The 16,873-nt window shown below is 67.5% G+C and carries 13 protein-coding genes; 12 read left to right on the top strand and 1 reads right to left on the bottom strand.

What is annotated here, in order from left to right; genetic code table 11:
• The first annotated feature begins 40 nt into the window (after positions 1-40).
• The 9 genes from BM297_RS04390 (at position 41) to BM297_RS04350 (ending at position 10,831) form a co-directional block, all read left to right on the top strand.
• On the top strand, positions 41-826 hold the full coding sequence (locus BM297_RS04390; RefSeq protein WP_092428707.1) for an SDR family oxidoreductase: 786 nt from the start codon (positions 41-43) through the stop codon (positions 824-826).
• Positions 827-836: 10 nt separating this feature from the next.
• The gene (locus tag BM297_RS04385; RefSeq protein WP_092428705.1) at positions 837-1,295 is read left to right on the top strand and encodes a MaoC family dehydratase; all 459 of its coding nucleotides are present in this window, start codon (positions 837-839) and stop codon (positions 1,293-1,295) included.
• Between the two features lie 13 nt (positions 1,296-1,308).
• The gene (locus BM297_RS04380; protein ID WP_092428703.1) at positions 1,309-2,523 is read left to right on the top strand and encodes an acetyl-CoA C-acyltransferase; all 1,215 of its coding nucleotides are present in this window, start codon (positions 1,309-1,311) and stop codon (positions 2,521-2,523) included.
• Between the two features lie 319 nt (positions 2,524-2,842).
• A complete protein-coding gene (locus tag BM297_RS04375; RefSeq protein ID WP_092428701.1) occupies positions 2,843-3,817 on the top strand; it encodes a YCF48-related protein in 975 nt (324 codons plus the stop codon).
• Between the two features lie 10 nt (positions 3,818-3,827).
• Positions 3,828-6,257: an efflux RND transporter permease subunit gene (locus tag BM297_RS04370; protein WP_092428699.1), complete on the top strand. Its 2,430-nt coding sequence runs from the start codon at positions 3,828-3,830 to the stop codon at positions 6,255-6,257.
• 277 nt (positions 6,258-6,534) lie between these two features.
• A complete protein-coding gene (locus BM297_RS04365; RefSeq protein ID WP_245768205.1) occupies positions 6,535-7,728 on the top strand; it encodes a helix-turn-helix transcriptional regulator in 1,194 nt (397 codons plus the stop codon).
• A gap of 93 nt (positions 7,729-7,821) precedes the next feature.
• Positions 7,822-8,589, top strand: coding sequence for an SDR family oxidoreductase (locus BM297_RS04360; protein ID WP_092428695.1), 768 nt, complete (start codon positions 7,822-7,824; stop codon positions 8,587-8,589).
• A gap of 215 nt (positions 8,590-8,804) precedes the next feature.
• Entirely contained in the window at positions 8,805-9,653 is an 849-nt protein-coding gene (locus BM297_RS04355; protein WP_092428693.1) for an SDR family NAD(P)-dependent oxidoreductase, read from the top strand.
• Positions 9,654-9,790: 137 nt separating this feature from the next.
• Complete coding sequence (locus tag BM297_RS04350; RefSeq protein ID WP_092428691.1) at positions 9,791-10,831, top strand: 3-ketosteroid-9-alpha-monooxygenase, oxygenase component; 1,041 nt, start codon at positions 9,791-9,793, stop codon at positions 10,829-10,831.
• A 130-nt stretch (positions 10,832-10,961) separates the two neighbouring features.
• Here the strand turns inward: BM297_RS04350 and BM297_RS21770 are convergent, their stop codons facing one another.
• Complete coding sequence (locus BM297_RS21770) at positions 10,962-11,132, bottom strand: hypothetical protein (RefSeq protein WP_175526600.1); 171 nt, start codon at positions 11,130-11,132, stop codon at positions 10,962-10,964.
• A gap of 382 nt (positions 11,133-11,514) precedes the next feature.
• On the opposite strand from BM297_RS21770, the gene BM297_RS04345 reads away from it, so the two are divergent.
• From BM297_RS04345 to BM297_RS04335, 3 genes are all read left to right on the top strand, one after another.
• Complete coding sequence (locus tag BM297_RS04345) at positions 11,515-12,537, top strand: WD40/YVTN/BNR-like repeat-containing protein (protein WP_175526599.1); 1,023 nt, start codon at positions 11,515-11,517, stop codon at positions 12,535-12,537.
• Positions 12,538-12,554: 17 nt separating this feature from the next.
• Positions 12,555-14,963: an efflux RND transporter permease subunit gene (locus tag BM297_RS04340; RefSeq protein ID WP_217648239.1), complete on the top strand. Its 2,409-nt coding sequence runs from the start codon at positions 12,555-12,557 to the stop codon at positions 14,961-14,963.
• Between the two features lie 317 nt (positions 14,964-15,280).
• Complete coding sequence (locus BM297_RS04335) at positions 15,281-16,858, top strand: DUF1302 domain-containing protein (protein ID WP_092428687.1); 1,578 nt, start codon at positions 15,281-15,283, stop codon at positions 16,856-16,858.
• Positions 16,859-16,873 lie beyond the last annotated feature (15 nt).

Genomic DNA, 16,873 nt, shown 5'->3' with positions numbered 1-16,873 from the left:
GTATACCTGTGGCAGACCCTTTACCGATGAGGTTTCTGCCATGCGACAAGCTCCCCCCTACGTGCCCGGCCACCAGCTGCTGGCCGGCAAGTCCGTCCTGATCACCGCCGCCGCCGGCGCCGGCATCGGCTTCGCCGCCGCCAAGCGCTGCGCGGAGGAGGGCTGCCGGGCGCTGATGATCTCCGACATCCACCCGCGCCGCCTCGAGGAGGCGGTCGAGCGCCTCAAGGCCGAGACCGGCCTCGCCGCCGTCTACGGCCAGCTGTGCAACGTCGCCGTGGAGAGCGAGGTGCAGGCGCTGGTGGCCGCCGCCGAGCAGGCTCTGGGCGGCGTCGACGTGCTGATCAACAACGCCGGCCTCGGCGGGCAGAAGCTCGTCGTCGAGATGAGCGACGAGGAGTGGTCGCGGGTACTCGACATCACCCTCACCGGCACCTTCCGCATGACCCGCGCCATGCTGCCGCACATGCAGCAGCGCGGCCGCGGGGTGATCGTCAACAACGCCTCGGTGCTCGGCTGGCGCGCGCAGAAGGAGCAGGCCCACTACGCCGCGGCCAAGGCCGGGGTGATGGCGCTGACCCGCTGCAGCGCGCTGGAAGCCGCCGAGTTCGGCGTGCGCATCAATGCCGTGTCGCCGTCCATCGCCCTGCACGACTTCCTCAAGAAGGCCTCCAGCGAGGAGCTGCTCGCCAGTCTGGCCAGCCGCGAGGCCTTCGGCCGCGCCGCCGAGGTCTGGGAAGTGGCCAACGTGATGGTCTTCCTGGCCAGCGACTACGCCTCCTACATGACCGGCGAAGTGCTGTCGGTCAGTTCCCAGCAGGCCTGAGGAGCGCGCCATGACCACCATCTTTTCCAGTGCTGCCGAGCTGCTCGCCGCCGAGGGCCAGGACCTGGGTGCCACCGACTGGCTGCAGATCGACCAGGCGCGGGTCAACCTGTTCGCCGAGGCCACCGGCGACCACCAGTGGATCCACGTCGACCCCGAGCGCGCCGCCAGCGGCCCGTTCGGCGGCTGCATCGCCCACGGCTACCTGACCCTGTCCCTGGTCAACCTGTTCCTGCCGCAGCTGATCGAGGTCGACAACCTGCGCATGGGCGTCAACTACGGCTGCGACCGCGTGCGCTTCCCGGCGGCGGTCAAGGTCGGCGCGCGGGTGCGCGGCCGCGCCGAGATTGTCCGCGTCGAGGCGATCGGCGCAGCGGTGCAGGCCACCGTGCGGGTCAGCGTCGAGATCGAGGGCGGCGACCGCCCGGGCTGCGTGGTCGACACCATCAGCCGCTACACCTTCAACTGAGCGAGAGATTCCCATGCAAGCCAATCCGAACGATGCGGTGATCGTATCCACCGCGCGCACCGCGCTGACCAAGTCCTTCCGCGGCTCCTTCAACGACACCGAGGCGCCGGTGCTCGGCGGCCACGTGGTGCGCGCGGTGGTCGAGCGCGCCGGCATCGAGCCGGGCGCGGTGGAGGACGTGATCATGGGCGCGGCGGTGCAACAGGGCACCCAGGCCTACAACATCGGCCGCCTGTGCGCCTACACCGGCGGCCTGCCGGACACCGTGCCGGGCATGGCGCTGGACCGCATGTGCGCCTCCGGCCTGATGACCATCGGCGTCGCCGCCAAGGGCATCATCGCCGGCGAGATGCAGGTGGCGGTGGCCGGCGGCGTCGAGTCGCTGTCGCTAACCCAGACCAAGCACAAGAACAGCTACCGCGCGCAGTCGCTGGCGGTACAGGAAGTGGTGCCGGCGGCCTACATCCCGATGCTGGAGACCGCCGAGATCGTCTCGCGCCGCTACGGCATCGCGCGCGCCGCCCAGGACGAGTATTCCCTGCAGAGCCAGCAGCGCACCGCCGCGGCGCAGGCCGCCGGGCTGTTCGCCGACGAGATCGTGCCGCTGGCCGCGCGCAAGCTGTGCTTCGACAAGGAGGGCAACCCGACCGGCCATGAGGAGGTGCTCGCCGACCGCGACGAGTGCAACCGCCCGTCGACCAAGCTGGAGGATCTGGCCGCGCTGAAGCCGGTGTGGAAGGACGGCAAGTGGGTGCCGCAGGGCGAGTTCATCACCGCCGGCAACGCCTCGCAGTTCTCCGACGGCGCCGCGGCGACCCTGTTGATGAGCCGCGCCGAGGCCACCCGCCGCGGCCTGGCGCCGCTCGGCGTGTACCGCGGCATCGCCGTGGCCGGCTGCGCGCCGGAGGAGATGGGCATCGGCCCGGTGTTCGCCGTGCCCAAGCTGCTCAATCGCTTCGGCCTGACCGTGGCCGACATCGGCCTGTGGGAGATCAACGAGGCCTTCGCCTGCCAGGTGATCCACTGCCGCGACGTGCTGGGCATCCCCAACGACCGGCTCAACGTCAACGGCGGCGCCATCGCCATCGGCCATCCGTTCGGCATGTCCGGCGCGCGCATGGTCGGCCATGCCCTGCTGGAAGGCCGTCGCCGCGGCGTGCGCTACGTGGTGGTGGCCATGTGCATCGGTGGCGGCATGGGTGCCGCCGGCCTGTTCGAGATCGCCTGAGTTACGCCCATCCCCCAGGGCAATCGCATGACGCCATGCCACTCGGCCATGGCGTGTATAGGGGCGCATTCATTCGCCAAAACGCCTCGCAAAGGCGAATGAATTCGCCCCTACAGCGGGCTCATCCGATAGCCCAGCCCATCCCCATTCCCCCCCTCTGTGCCGGCGTACTCCTTATGGACGATGCCGGCACAGCTCTGTCTTGCGGACTATCGGGCCGTATCAACGCCTGCGTCGCGCGGCCGCCGCGTCGCGGTCGCCCACAACAAGAACAAGGGAAAGACAGCATGAAAGCACTCAATCACCTGTGGAGGTCGCCATGCGCCAGCTGATCGCCTACGCCATGTCGGCCGTGGTGGCGGCGACCGCCGTGTACGCCTTCTCGCACCGCACGCCGCCCCCCCTGCCGGCCACCCAGCTGCGCACCGACCGCCTGCTGATCAACGATATGGCCGTCGACGGCCGCCGGGTGGTCGCCGTCGGCGAGCAGGGCATCATCCTCACCAGCGACGACCTCGGCGACAGCTGGCAGCAGGCCAGCGTCGAGCCCAAGCGCGGCAGCGCGCTGACCGGCGTGGCGGCACTCTCCGCCGAGCGCCTGGTGGCGGTCGGTCACGACGGCTGGATCCTGCGCTCCGAGGACGGCGGCAAGAACTGGCAGGAAGTGCTGATCGACGCCGAGCTGGCCGAGCCGCTGCTCGGCGTGTGGGCCGGCGGCGAGAACACCGTGGTGGCCTACGGCAGCTACGGCAAGTACTTCGTCTCCAGCGATGGCGGGCGCAGTTGGCAGGCCCGCGAGCTGCCGGTGGACGGCTATCACCTCAACGGCATGGCCGGCGGCGCCGACGGCAGCCTGATGCTGGTCGGCGAGCAGGGCACGGTGCTGCGTTCGGCCGACGGCGGGCAGAACTGGGAAGCGCTGCCGGCCTTCTACAAGGGCTCGCTGTTCGGCGTGGTACGCCTGTCGGCGCAGCGCTGGCTGGCCTACGGCATGCGCGGCCACGTGTTCGTGACCGCAGACTTCGGCAAGAGCTGGACCCAGGTGCCGCTCGGCCATACCGCGCCGCTCTACGGTCACGCCCGGCTGCCCGGCCAGAGCGGCGTGCTGGTGGTTGGCGGCGGCGGCGTGGTTACCCGCTTCGATCGCGAGGGCATGCTGCTCGACAGCCTGCGCCTCGAGGGCCTGGGCACGCTGACCTCGGTATCGGCGCTGGACGAACGGGTGCTGGTGGTCGGCGGCGAACATGGCGTGTTCAAGAGTTTCCGCGGCGGCGTCGCCGCCGTGCAGGACTGAGGGTGACCAGATGAAAGAGCAAACCTCCCGGGTGGATCGCTGGGTCGAGGCCTGTGCCGACCTGCTGATGGCCCGCCGTCGCGCGCTGATGGCGCTGTTCGTCGCCATCACCGTCGGCCTGGGCGCCAGCGCCCTGCAGACCCGACTGGATCCCGGCTTCAACAAGCTGATCCCGCTGCGTCACGATTACATGGTGAACTTCCTCGAATACAGCAAGATATTCAGCGGCGCCAACCGCTTCCTGGTCAGCGTGCGCTGGAAGGGCGAGGGCGACATCTACAACCCGGTGTTCCTCGATACCCTGCGCAAGGTCACCGACGACGTGTTCTTCACCTCCGGGGTCAGCCGTTCCAGCGTGACCTCGCTGTTCACCCCCAACGTGCAGTACGTCGAGGTGACCGAGGACGGCTTCTTCGGCGACGTGGTGGTGCCGCCGCGCTTCGCCGGGACCCTCGAGGACCTCGAGCAGGTGCGCAACAACACCGCCCGTTCCGGGCAGGTCGGCCGCCTGGTGGCCAACGATCTGAAGGCGGCGATGGTGCGCGCCGACCTGCAGGACGTCGACCCGAAGACCGGCGAGAAGGTGTCCTACACCGAGGTGGCCAAGCGTCTGGAGGAGATCCGCGCGCGCTACAACAACGAGCAGATCGAGATCAACGTGGTCGGCTTCGCCAAGCTGGTCGGCGACGTGGTCGAAGGCCTGGGCGCGGTGATGGGCTTCTTCGTGGTGGCCTTCCTGATCACCGCGGCGCTGCTGTGGGGCTATTCGCGCTCGCTCAAGCTGACCGTGGTGGCGCTGGTGGTGGCGCTACTGCCGGTGGTCTGGCTGCTCGGCCTGCTGCCGCTGCTGGGCCTGGGCATCGACCCGATGTCGATCCTGGTGCCGTTCCTGATCTTCTCCATTGGCGTGTCCCACGCGGTGCAGATGACCAACGCCTGGAAGCAGGACGTGCTGGCCGGCGCCGACGCGCAGACCGCGGCCCACGCGGCCTTCTGCAAGATCTTCATCCCCGGTTCGCTGGCGCTGCTGATGAACGCCGTGGGCTTCGCGGTGATCATGCTGATCGACATCCCCATCGTCCACGAGCTGGGCGTGACCGCCTGCCTGGGCGTGATGCTGATGATTGTCACCAACAAGATGATGCTGCCGATCATCATCTCCCACCTGCGCCTGGAGCGTTCGGCGCAGTGCCGCAACAAGCCGGACCCGCAGCGCAAGCACGCCCTGTGGTGGCGGGTGTCCGGCCTGGCCAAGCCCGGCCCGGCGCTGGTGGTATTCGCCCTCAGCCTGGCCCTGCTCGCCGTCGGCACCATGAAGGCCCGCGAGCTGCAGACCGGCGACATCGGCGCCGGCGCGCCGGAACTGCGCAGCGACTCGCGCTACAACCGCGACAACGCGCGGATCGTCGGCAGCTACGCCATCGGCCTCGACGTGCTGACGGTGTTCGTCGAGGTCAAGGACCACCCGGAAGCCTGTCTGACCCCGCAGGTGATGCGCGCGGTGGACCGCTTCGACTTCGCCGTGCGCCACGTCGCCGGGGTGCAGTCGGTGTCCAGCGTCACCGCCGCCGGCAAGGTGGTGATCTCCGGCAACAACGAGGGCAACCCGCGCTGGTCGGCGATCCCCAACTCCGAACGCGGGCTGCAGCAGGGCTCGCGCGCCTATTCGTCGGAGCTGGGCATGGTCACCGACGGCTGCCAGCAGATGCAGATCCTGATGTTCCTCACCGACCACGAGGGGGCGACCGTCGCCCACGTGATCAAGGAGGTCAAGCGCATCATCGCCGCCGACGTCACCCCCGGGGTGAGCTTCCGCCTGGCCGGCGGCAACGCCGGCATCATGGCGGCCTCCAACGAGGCGGTGGACCGCGCCGAGGTGATGATGCTGGCCGCGCTGTTCGGTTCGGTGGCGCTGTTCTGCTGGCTGACCTTCCGCTCCCTGCGCGCGGTGCTGTGCATCCTGGTGCCGCTGGCCATCGTGGCGATCCTCTGCAACGCGCTGATGGCGCTGCTCGGCATCGGCCTCAAGGTCGCCACCCTGCCGGTGGTGGCGCTGGGGGTGGGCGTGGGGGTCGACTACGGCATCTACCTCTACGAGCGCATCCAGCACGAGATGGAGGCGGGCCGCGACCTGCGCCATGCCTTCTACGAGGCCATGCGCCAGCGCGGCACGGCGGCGGTGTTCACCGCGCTGACCATGTCCATCGGCGTGTGCACCTGGGCCTTCGCCACCCTCAAGTTCCAGGCCGACATGGGCGTGCTGCTGGCCTTCATGTTCCTGGTCAACGTGTTCGGCGCGATCTTCCTGCTGCCGGCGATGGCCGCCTGGTTCAACCAGGGTCGGCCGCTGGTGGTGGCCCGCACGGCGGCTGCAGCGGACGCCAACGACGGATCGGCCGCCGCGCTCGACAGTCGCCGCGACGCCCCGGTCGGGGTGTAGGGCGCAGGACCCGTGCCGGGTCGGCGACTGGCGTCGGGGTATTCGACCAATTGCGGTTGTAGCGCCCCCGGGTTTGCTGGAAGCTGTCTGGCACGAGGTTTTCCGGAAGAGAGGCAGCCGGGAACCGTTGTGCAAGGTTTTGTGTGCGCAGCACCGGAGGAGGGTAATTGCCGGGCAGGTGGAGTCTGCCGGTACCCGGTTTTCCGGTGCGACCTGTCGAATGGACAAAAATAACAAGGGGCCGGCCAACGAGCCGGCTTCCGCAAGAGGTGATAGGGTGGAAAAGACAACTGCAGACCTCCATGCCCTGGCGGGCCTGGATCTGGCCGAATACGATCGCCTGGTCGCGGCCCTGTACGACGCGGCGATGGACAGCCGGCTGTGGCACATCCCCATGGAGCAGCTGCGCGACCTGTTCGTCGCCAACTACGTGACCCTGATCCTGCGTGTCCCCGACCAGTCGGATGCCGGCCTGATGATCGTCGCCGGCAACGTCGAAGGCGAGGGCAAGGTCACCTACCTGACCTATCCGCACTCCAGCACCCCGTTCATCAACCAGCCGGTCGACAAGGTGTTCACCGTCGACGACCTGATGAGCGAGAAGGACTGGCGCGAGTCCTCCTACTACCAGCACTGGTGCGGGCCGAAGGGCGTCTACCACGTGATGGGCGTGGACATCGCCACCCCGGATTCCGGCAAGCTGCGCTTCCGCATCACCCGTCCGGAGTCCGCGCCGAAGTTCTCGGTGCGCGACCGCGCCCTGTGCGAGCTGATCCTGCCGCACCTGCGTCGCGCCCTCAACATGCACAACCAGCTGGACCGCAGCCAGTCGATGGGCGCTCTGTATTCCCAGGCGATCGGCCGCCTGTCGGTGGCGACCATCGTGCTCGACGAGAGCGGCCGCGTCCTGCAGCAGAACGTCATCGCCCAGGAGATCCTCGCCGGCGCCGACGGTCTCAAGCTGGTCGGCGGACGTCTGGAAGCCTCCTACCCCAGCGACAATCGCGAACTGCAGCGCCTGGTGCGCAGCGCCTTCGCCCGCCAGGGCAAGGAGAGTCCGCCTATCGCCGAGGCGGTGTCGATCGCCCGGCCTTCCGGCCAGGTCAGCCTGGTGGTGGTGGTGGAGTCGGTGCCCTCGCTGGAATGGGCGGAAAGCAAGGGCCAGCCGGCGGTGGTGGTGTACATCCGCGATGCCGTCGGCAAGTCGCTGGCCAGCACCGCGGTGACCAAGCAGCTGTTCAACCTGACGCCGGCGGAGACGGCGCTCTGCCTCGAGCTGGCCAACGGCCTGTCGCTGGAGGAGGCCGCCGAGGTGCTGAACATCCGCCGCAACACGGCGCGCGCCCATCTGCGCGCGATCTTCTCCAAGACCGGCGTGCGCCGGCAGACCGAACTGGTGCGCATCATGCTCAACAGCGTGATGGCGGTGGGCCAGGCCGAGATCCCTACCCAGCGGCTGCGCGGCGGCTGAAGCCCCGCCTGCGCGAATCGTCCGCTTGGACGATTCGTCCCGCTTCGCGCCGCCCCTAGAGTGGGGCAGATCCAGCCATCGAGGAGAGTTTCCATGCCAGTCACAGCTGTCAGCGGTTCCGCGTCGGGCATCGGCGCCGCCGTGTGCGCCGCCCTGCGCGCCGCCGGCCACCAGATCATCGGCATCGACCGCGCCAACGCCGAGGTGATCGCCGACCTGTCCACCCCCGAGGGCCGCCAGGCGGCGGTCGAGGCCGTGCTCGACCGTTGCGACGGCGTGCTCGACGGCCTGGTGTGCTGCGCCGGCCTCGGCGTCACCGCGCCGTCCAGCGGCCTGATCGTCGCGGTCAACCACTTTGGCGTCAGCGCGCTGCTCGAGGGCCTGGCCGATGCACTGGTCCGCGGTGAGCACGGCGCGGCGCTGGTGATCGGCTCGGTGGCCGCGACCCAGCCGGGCGCCGACAGCCAGCCGATGACCGAGGCCATGTTGGCCGGCGACGAGGCGCGCGCCGTCGCCCTGGCCAACGAGCTGAACCAGGCGCACATCGCCTACGCCACCTCCAAGTATGCGGTGACCCGCTACGCCCGGTTGAAGGCGGTGGAGTGGGGCGGCCGCGGCCTGCGCCTCAACGTGGTGGCGCCCGGCGCGGTGGAGACCCCGCTGCTCCAATCCTCCAAGGACGATCCGCGCTTCGGCCAGGCGGTGCGCGACTTCGTCGCTCCGCTGGGGCGTGCCGGCCAGCCGGCGGAGATCGCCGCGCTGGTGGCCTTCCTGCAGTCGCCGCAGGCGAGCTTCGTGCACGGCAGCGTGGTGTTCGTCGATGGCGGCATGGATGCCATGGTGCGTCCGGCGCTTTTCTGATTGCTGCAGCCGTCCAGACGAGGCCACCCGCGGGTGGCCTCGTCGTTTCTGGTCCGTATTGACGATGCCGGGCGGCATGTCCGGCGCCAAGACTGAGCCGCCTGCAGGGGCGAATTCATTCGCCAGCGTGGCCGCGTCAGGCGAATGAATTCGCCCCTGCAGCGGATTGTGCGATTGCCCTGACCGGGCCGAGGATTTCACTCAAGGAGTCTGCAATGAACAAGGTGGCATTCATCACCGGCGCCAGCCGGGGCATCGGCCGCGAGACGGCGCTGGCCTTCGCTCGCGCCGGCTTCGACGTGGCGATCAGCGCGCGCACGCTGGAGGAGGGCGAGGCCCACCAGCACGCGCTGCGCAACCCGGACGGCACGCCGCTGCCCGGCAGTCTGGCCTCGACCGCCGCGGCCATCCGCGAGTCGGGCCGGGAAGCCTTCGTGGTGCGCATGGATCTGCTCGACGCGGACTCGGTGTGCGCGGCCTGCGCCGCGGTGCTCGAGCACTTCGGGCGCATCGACGTGCTGGTCAACAACGCCATCTACCAGGGCGGCGACCTCAACCTGCCGTTCCTCGAACTCGAGGCGGACACCCTGCTGCGCGTCTACCAGGGCTACCTGCTGGCGCCGTTCCTCGCCTCCCGCGCGGTGCTGCCGCAGATGCTCGAGCGCGGCGACGGGGTGATCATCAACGTTACCTCCGGCGCCGGCGAGAGCGATCCGCCGGTGGCGGCCGGCCGTGGCGGCTGGGGCTACGCCTACGGCGCCGGCAAGGCCACGGTGTCGCGCCTGTCCGGGGTGTTGAGCACCGAGCTGGGCGAGCGCGGTATCCGCGCCTATACCGTCAACCCCGGTGTGGTCACCACCGAGGCGCTCAAGGCCACCATCGGCGACAAGGGCGTCATCGCCCTGCGCGGCGGCGTGGCGCCGCCCGAGGTACCGGCGCGGGTCATGCTCTGGCTGGCCACCGCCCCCGAGGCCGAGCGGTTCCAGAAGCGCACCATCGCCGCCCAGCCGTTCGCCCTGGAGCAGGGCATCATCGCCGACTGGCGCGTGCCGGTCGGCGCCTGAAATCGCGTTATCTAGTCCAAGCGGATGATGAGCGCGCCGCGTCTGTCGGTGAAGATCGTAGGACGCTGCCGGCTGGCCCGCCTCGAGACGCGGCCAGCCGGTGTCCCGCCTTGCGTGTGCTCAACGGAGAAAGCCAGATGACCTTTCCGGCAGACAATCACAATTCCAACAATGCCCTGCCTGCCCGCTACGCCCGTGGCTGGCACTGCCTGGGTATCGCCGACGACTATCGCGACGGCAAGCTGCATACCCTGAACATCTTCGGCAGCCGCCTGCTGGCGTTCGCCGACGAAAGCAGCAAGATCAGCGTCCTCGACGCCCACTGCCCGCACATGGGCGCCGACCTGTCGCAGGGCACCCTGGAGGGTAACCGCGTGGTCTGCCCGTTCCACCACTGGAAGTTCGAGGGCAGCGGCCGCTGCGTCGAGATTCCCTACTGCGAGCGCATCCCGCCCAAGGCCAAGACCCGCACCTGGCTGACCTGCGAGGAGAACGGCCTGCTGTTCGTCTGGAACAACCCGGAAGGCAAGGCGCCGGCCGAGGGCGTGGTGATTCCGCACCTGCCGGAAATCGACAGCGACGAGTGGTCGCACGATTGGCACCTCGACACCCTGATCATCGAAACCCACCCGCGCGAACTGGTCGACAACCTCGCCGACGCCCAGCACTTCGGCCCGGTGCACGGCACGCCGACCAAGTACTTCGCCAACGTGTTCGAGGGCCACATCGCCCACCAGATCTTCCACGGCGACTCGATTCGCCTGGGCGGCGACCTTGTTGCCGAGTCCGCCTACTTCGGCCCGGCCACCCACTTCACCCGCATGCGCGCGGTGTTCGAGGGGCTGGAAGTGCACTCGATCCTGCTCAACTGCCATGTGCCGATTACCACCAACAGCTTCGAGCTGCGTTTCGGTTGCCTGGTGAAGAAGATGCCGGGCTGGAGCGAGGAGCAGAACGAGGCGCTGGCCAAGGAGTACGTGCAGCAGAACCGCACCTCCTTCTACCAGGACGTGGATATCTGGAAGCACAAGGTGTGCATCAACAACCCGGTGCTCGCCGCGGGCGACGGCCCGGTCTACCAGCTGCGCGAGTGGTACCAGCAGTTCTACACCGACGAGGCCGAGGTGCCGGCAGCGATGAACGAGCGCCGCGAGATCGTCACCGTCGACAAGCGCTGATCCACCTGCCACATACAAACCGCCCGGCATTCGCCGGGCGGTTTCGTTTCGATCTCAGGCGAGCACCGACTCCGGGCTGGGCTGGGCCGGGCACGGGGCTCGGAGCCGGGATCTGCGCAGTCGGGCGGCGCTATTGGAACAGCTGGCCGAGCGAAATGGAGGGCGCGACGAACTGTGCCGAGCAGCGCTGGCAGCTGTCCGCCTGGGCGAGCAGCGCGGGCTGGCCAACGGGCAGCAGGGCGGGGGAAAGGGTGGTGCAGGCAGAGAAAAGGGTCAGGTAGATCAGCTTTCTTGTTTTCATTGTTTTTGTTCTCGCTATCGAACTGCAGGCAGCGAGCCGACGGCTTGCCGTCGCGTCTCAAGGCCACCATAGGAAGCGAGTGTACTTTTGTCCTAGTCCGAACGGACTAGATGCGACGAGCGGTTTCTCCACGGCCGCAGGCACATGGCTGTCGCCTCGACGGTCTACAGACCAGCCGAGAGCCTCCCCCGGTCCCATGCCGAAAGCATCGTCCGAATGAGGGAGGGATGCCCCCCCTTGTCTGATCGGACGATGTGCGTGCCCCTTCGCGCCGCCACAGTCTGGCTATCCCCCAGTACCGCAGTCTGCTTTGGGACGGTCAGGTCTGGGTCGACGAGGAGGAGTTATGCAGCCAGCCACAACAATCAACAATGAATCGGCCTTGCGCACGGTACCGCCTGCGGCGGTCGGCACCCGGAGGCCACCCAGCCGTTCGCGCATCTGGGTCGGACTAGGCATCGTCGGCCTGGTGGCCGCGGGTACGGTCGCGTCTTTCCTGCCCCGCCCCAGCCCGGTGTTTCCGGCCAGCAGCGGCCAACCGCACCTCATGCTGATCAATGGCGCGGCACAAGCCGATGGCAAGCACCTGGTCGCCGCCGGCGAACTGGGTCATCTGTTCTACAGCCAGGACGTCGGCCAGCCATGGAGCCCGGCCGCCGTGGTTCCCCAGCGCGGTTCGACCCTGACCCAGGTGTTCTTCGCCGACCCGTCGCTGGGGCTGGCGGTCGGCCATGACAACTGGATCCTGCGCAGCGAGGACGCCGGGCAGAGCTGGCAGGAGGCCCATTTCGACGCCGAAGCCGCCGAGGCGCTGATGAGCGTGTGGGGCACTGCGCAAGGGGCGCTGTTCGCCACCGGCAGCTTCGGGCGCTTCCTGGTGTCGGACGATCGCGGCAAGACCTGGCAGCCCCGCGACACCGGCCTCGGCGACCGCCATTTCTATGGCATCGCCGGCGCCGGCCAGCAGCGCCTGATGCTGGTCGGCGAGACCGGCCTGGTCGCGCGCTCGGCCGATGGCGGGCAGAGCTGGCAACGCCTGCCGGACTTCTACAACGGCAGCTTCTTCGGCCTGATCGCCCTGTCGGCCAGCGACTGGCTGGTCTACGGCATGCGCGGCAAGGTGTTCCGCAGCGGCGATTTCGGCGAGTCCTGGCAGGAGGTCGACGCCGATACCGGCCTGTCGCTGTATGGCGGCACCCGCACCCGCGATGGCCGGGTCGTGCTGGTCGGCGAGGGCGGCGTGGTCACCCAGTCCGGCGATGGCGGCCGGACCTTCAAGCGCCTGAACGACGGGGGCGCCGGCAGCCTGTCCAGCGTCGCCGAGCTGGCCGATGGCCGGCTGATCTTCACCGGGCAGTCCGGCATCAGCGTGGCCGGCGCACCGGCCGAATCTCCGATCCCCTGACACGAGCGGACTCTCTCATGGACAACAACAAGAATACCCAGTGGGTCGACCGCTGCGCCGACCTGCTCATGGCCCACCGCCGCTGGCTGCTGCTCCTGTTCATCCTGCTGACCGTGGTGTTTGCCGCGACGGCCACCCGGATCAAGCTGGATCCCGGCTTCTACAAGATGATCCCGCTGCAGCACCCGTACATGCAGACCTTCACCGAGTACCAGAAGGCGTTCCCGGGGGCCAACCGCGTGCTGGTGAACCTGCGCTGGAAGGGCGAGGGCGACATCTACAACGTGCAGTTCCTCAAGGCCCTGCGCGAGGCGACCGACGAGGTCTTCTTCATTCCCGGCGTCGATCGCACCCGGGTGTCCTCGCTGTTCACCCCCGACACCCGCTACATCGAGGTCACCGAGCAGGGCTTTTACGGCGACGTGGTGGTGCCGGCGAAGTTCGGCGGCTCGGCAGAGGACCTGGCGATAGTGCGCCGCAACGTGGCGCGCGCCGGCGTCATCGGCCGCCTGGTGCAGAGCGACCTGCGCGGCGCGCTGATCCGCGCCGACCTGCAGGAAATCAATCCGGAGACCGGCGCGAAGGTCGACTACGTCGAAATCGCCAAGGCGCTCGATGCGGTGCGCGCCAAGTACGCCAGCGAGCAGATCGAGGTCGACATCATCGGCTTCCCGGTGCTGATCGGCGACATCATCAGTGGCCTGTCCGGGGTGTTCGTGTTCTTCCTGCTGGCCTTCGGCATCACCGCGCTGCTGCTGTTCGCCTACTGCCGTTCGCTGCGCATGACCCTGCTGGCCCTGGTGGTGGCCCTGCTGCCGGTGATCTGGTTGCTCGGCCTGCTGCCGCTGCTGGGCTACGGCATCGATCCGATGTCGATCCTGGTGCCGTTCCTGATCTTCTCCATCGGCGTGTCCCATGCGGTGCAGATGACCAACGCCTGGAAGCTGGAGGTGCTGGGCGGGGCAAGTTCGCTGGCCGCGGCGCACAGCTCGTTCCGCCATATCTTCGTGCCGGGCGCCCTGGCCCTGCTGGCCAACGCGCTGGGCTTTGCGGTGATCATGCGCATCGAGATCGACAGCGTGCGCGAACTGGGCATCACCGCCTGCCTCGGTGTGCTGCTGATGATCATCACCAACAAGATGATGCTGCCGATCCTGCTTTCCGGCATGCGCCTGGAGGATTCCGCGCGCCGCAGCAGAACCGCCGGCGGCCAGCGTCATCCGTTCTGGTGGAAGCTGTCGGCGGTGACCAATCCCGCCACGGCCCTGCTGGTGGCCGTCGTCTGCCTGGGCCTACTCGGCCTGGGGATCGCCGAGTCGCGCAAGCTGGTGGTCGGCGATATCGGCAGCGGCGCACCCGAGTTCCGCGAGGACTCGCGCTACAACCGGGACAACGCCAGCATCGTCGGCAACTACGCGATCGGCGTGGACGTGCTCAGTGTCGTGGTCGAGGCCAAGGGCTTCGAGGGCGACGCCTGCCTGCACTACTCGGTGATGAATGCGGTCGATCGTTTCGCCACCTTCATGCGCGGCGTGCATGGCGTGCAGTCGGTGGTCAGCGTCCCGGACATGGCCAAGGTGGGGATCACCGCCAACAACGAAGGCAACCCGCGCTGGTCCGCGCTGCCGCGCAGCAGCCAGGCCCTGCAGCAGGGCGCCGAGGCCTACAACCCGGATCTGGGCATGAACACCCAGGGCTGCACCGCGATGCAGGTGCTGATCTACACCAAGGACCACGAAGGGGCGACCCTGCATCACCTGATCGAGGAGATCCAGCGCTTCATCGCCGAGCAGCCGAAGGCCGATGAGGCCGGCCTCCCCGTCGAGTTCCGCGTGGACGAGGCATTCCGCCTGGCCGGCGGCAACGCGGGGGTCATGGCGGCGACCAACGAGGCCGTGGAGCAGGCCGAGGTGGAGATGCTGGCGGCGATCTTCGGTGCCATCACCTTGATGTGCTTCCTGACCTTCCGCTCCTGGAAGGCCGTGCTGTGCATCATCGCGCCGCTGGCGGTGGTGTCGGTGCTGTGCAACGCCCTGATGGCGGTGCTGGGCATCGGTCTGAAGGTGGCGACCCTGCCGGTGGTGGCCCTGGGGGTCGGGGTGGGCGTCGACTACGGCATCTACCTGTTCGAGCGGGTCAAGCACCAGATCGAGCATGAGGGGCAGGACCTGCGCACGGCCTTCTACGAGGCCATGCGCCAGCGCGGCACCGCGGCGATCTTCACCGCGGTGACCATGGCGGTTGGCGTCGCCACCTGGGCGTTCTCGCCGCTGAAGTTCCAGGCGGACATGGGCATCCTGCTGGCCTTCATGTTCCTGGTCAACGTGTTCGGCGCGGTGCTGCTGCTGCCGGCCCTGGCCTGTTGGCTGAACGTCGGTGGCGAGCGCAGCGCCAGCAAGCAGCCCGCTGTGGCTCCGTCCGCCTGATCTACTCCGGGGGCTGTCAGCGACAGGTCAGCCCCCGGCAATTCCAGTGACTTCGAATGCGCGCCTGTACGACGCGCAGGGGGACTTTCGTGCCTGCGAAAAGTGTTCCCCGATAGCCAGAAAGACGCCGATCCGCCTAGTCCGAACCAAGTATGTGAGCGACTTTCGGGCAGGTAATCATGAAATCACTCGGCGATCAGCGTGCGGTTGTCGAGACAGGAGCCAACTAGTGTGCGCCTTGCAAATGGCGAGTCTGCCGAGATTCAAGGGCGTATCAGGAAAACAATAACCAAGGTCCTCCAAGAGGAGCTGAACTGATGAATTACAAATACAAGAAACGCGGCCTATCCCGCTTGCCGCATCATTTCAAACTCAGCCTGCTTGGCTGTGCCGTAAGTGCTCTGGTAATGCCCGCAGCCTATGCCGGCTCTTTCGAATTTGGCGATGGTATCGAGGTCGATTACCTGACCACATTGAACTACGGTCTCAATGTTCGTGCCGAAAAGCAGGCGGACGAACTGTTGAGCAATATCAACGGCGACGACGGCAACCGTAACTTCGATCGCGGCAGTGCCTTCAACAATCGCGTCAGCCTGCTCGCCGAAATGGATATCCACAAGGGCGATTATGGTCTGATGATCCGCGGCTCCACGTTCTACGACTTCGCCTACAACACCAGTAACGACAACGACTCGCCGAATACCGTCAACAAACTCGGCGCTCACGACGAGTTCACCTCGGAAGCCGAGGACCGCGTAGGCAGCCGTACCCGTCTGCTCGATACCTATGTGTATGGCGGCACCACCGTGGGTGACAGCGGTTTCCTCGACATGCGTCTCGGCAACCAGGTCGTTGCCTGGGGCGAGAGCCTGTTCATCTCCGGTATTTCCGGGGTGCAGGGGCCGGTCGATGCCACCAAGAGCAACATCCCCGGCACCGAGATCAAGGAAATCCTCCTCCCCGAGCTGCAGGCTTCCGGGCGCTTCTCGATCAATGACTTGACCCTGCTCGGTTACTACCAGTTCAAGAACCACCCGTATGAGCTGTCGCCGGCGGGCGAGTACTTCTCCTACGCCGACATGATCGGCCCGGGCGGCCAGTTCATCCGCTTCGCCCCGGGCGACATGGCCACCCTGCTTGGCTTCGGTGCGGCGCTGACCCGTACCGAGACCGAAAACGCCCGCGACGGCGGCGAGTGGGGCGTCGGTGCGCGCTACAAGCTCACCCCCTACACCGAGGTGGGCGCCTACCGCCTGCGCTACCACGAGCGCACGCCGAGCCTGCTGCTCAACATCGACCCCGTCACCTTCTTCCCGACTTCCTACACCCTCAAGTACTTCGAGGATGTCGACCTGACCGGTGCCAGCATCTCCACTCGCCTCGGCGACTGGCAGGTTTCCGGCGAGGTCAGCTACAAGGATGGCCTGTCGCTGCTGACCAAGACCGGCGTGTCGCGCGGTCAGGCGACTCAGGCGCAGGTTTCGATGCTGAAGACCTGGGGAGACAGTTGGATCGCTCCGCAGACCTCCTTCGCCGGCGAATTCGGCGCGGTGCACATCAACGACGTGGACGATGGCGGCATCGACGCCCTCGCCAACGACCGCAATGCCCAGTTCGGCCAGTTCATGGTGACCATGACCTACCCGAACGTGTTCAACGGCTGGGACCTGGATGTGCCCTTCAGCTACGGCCACTCCTTCAATCAATCCTCCGTCAGCACCTTCGGCTTCGGCGGCGATGGCGACTCGCGCGCCAGCCTCGGCGCCAAGTTCAAATACCTGAACAACTTCGAAGTAGGCGCCACCTATAACGCCTACCTGGGTTCGGCCGACCAGTTGGAGCGACCGTTGGCCGATCGGGACTTCGTGGCCATCAACTTCAAGTACAACCTGTAAGAGCAGGAGAGACAG

The sequence above is a fragment of the Geopseudomonas sagittaria genome, assembly GCF_900115715.1.
Classification (GTDB): Bacteria; Pseudomonadota; Gammaproteobacteria; order Pseudomonadales; family Pseudomonadaceae; genus Geopseudomonas; species Geopseudomonas sagittaria.
This window is presented reverse-complemented; position numbering and strand designations above follow the sequence as displayed.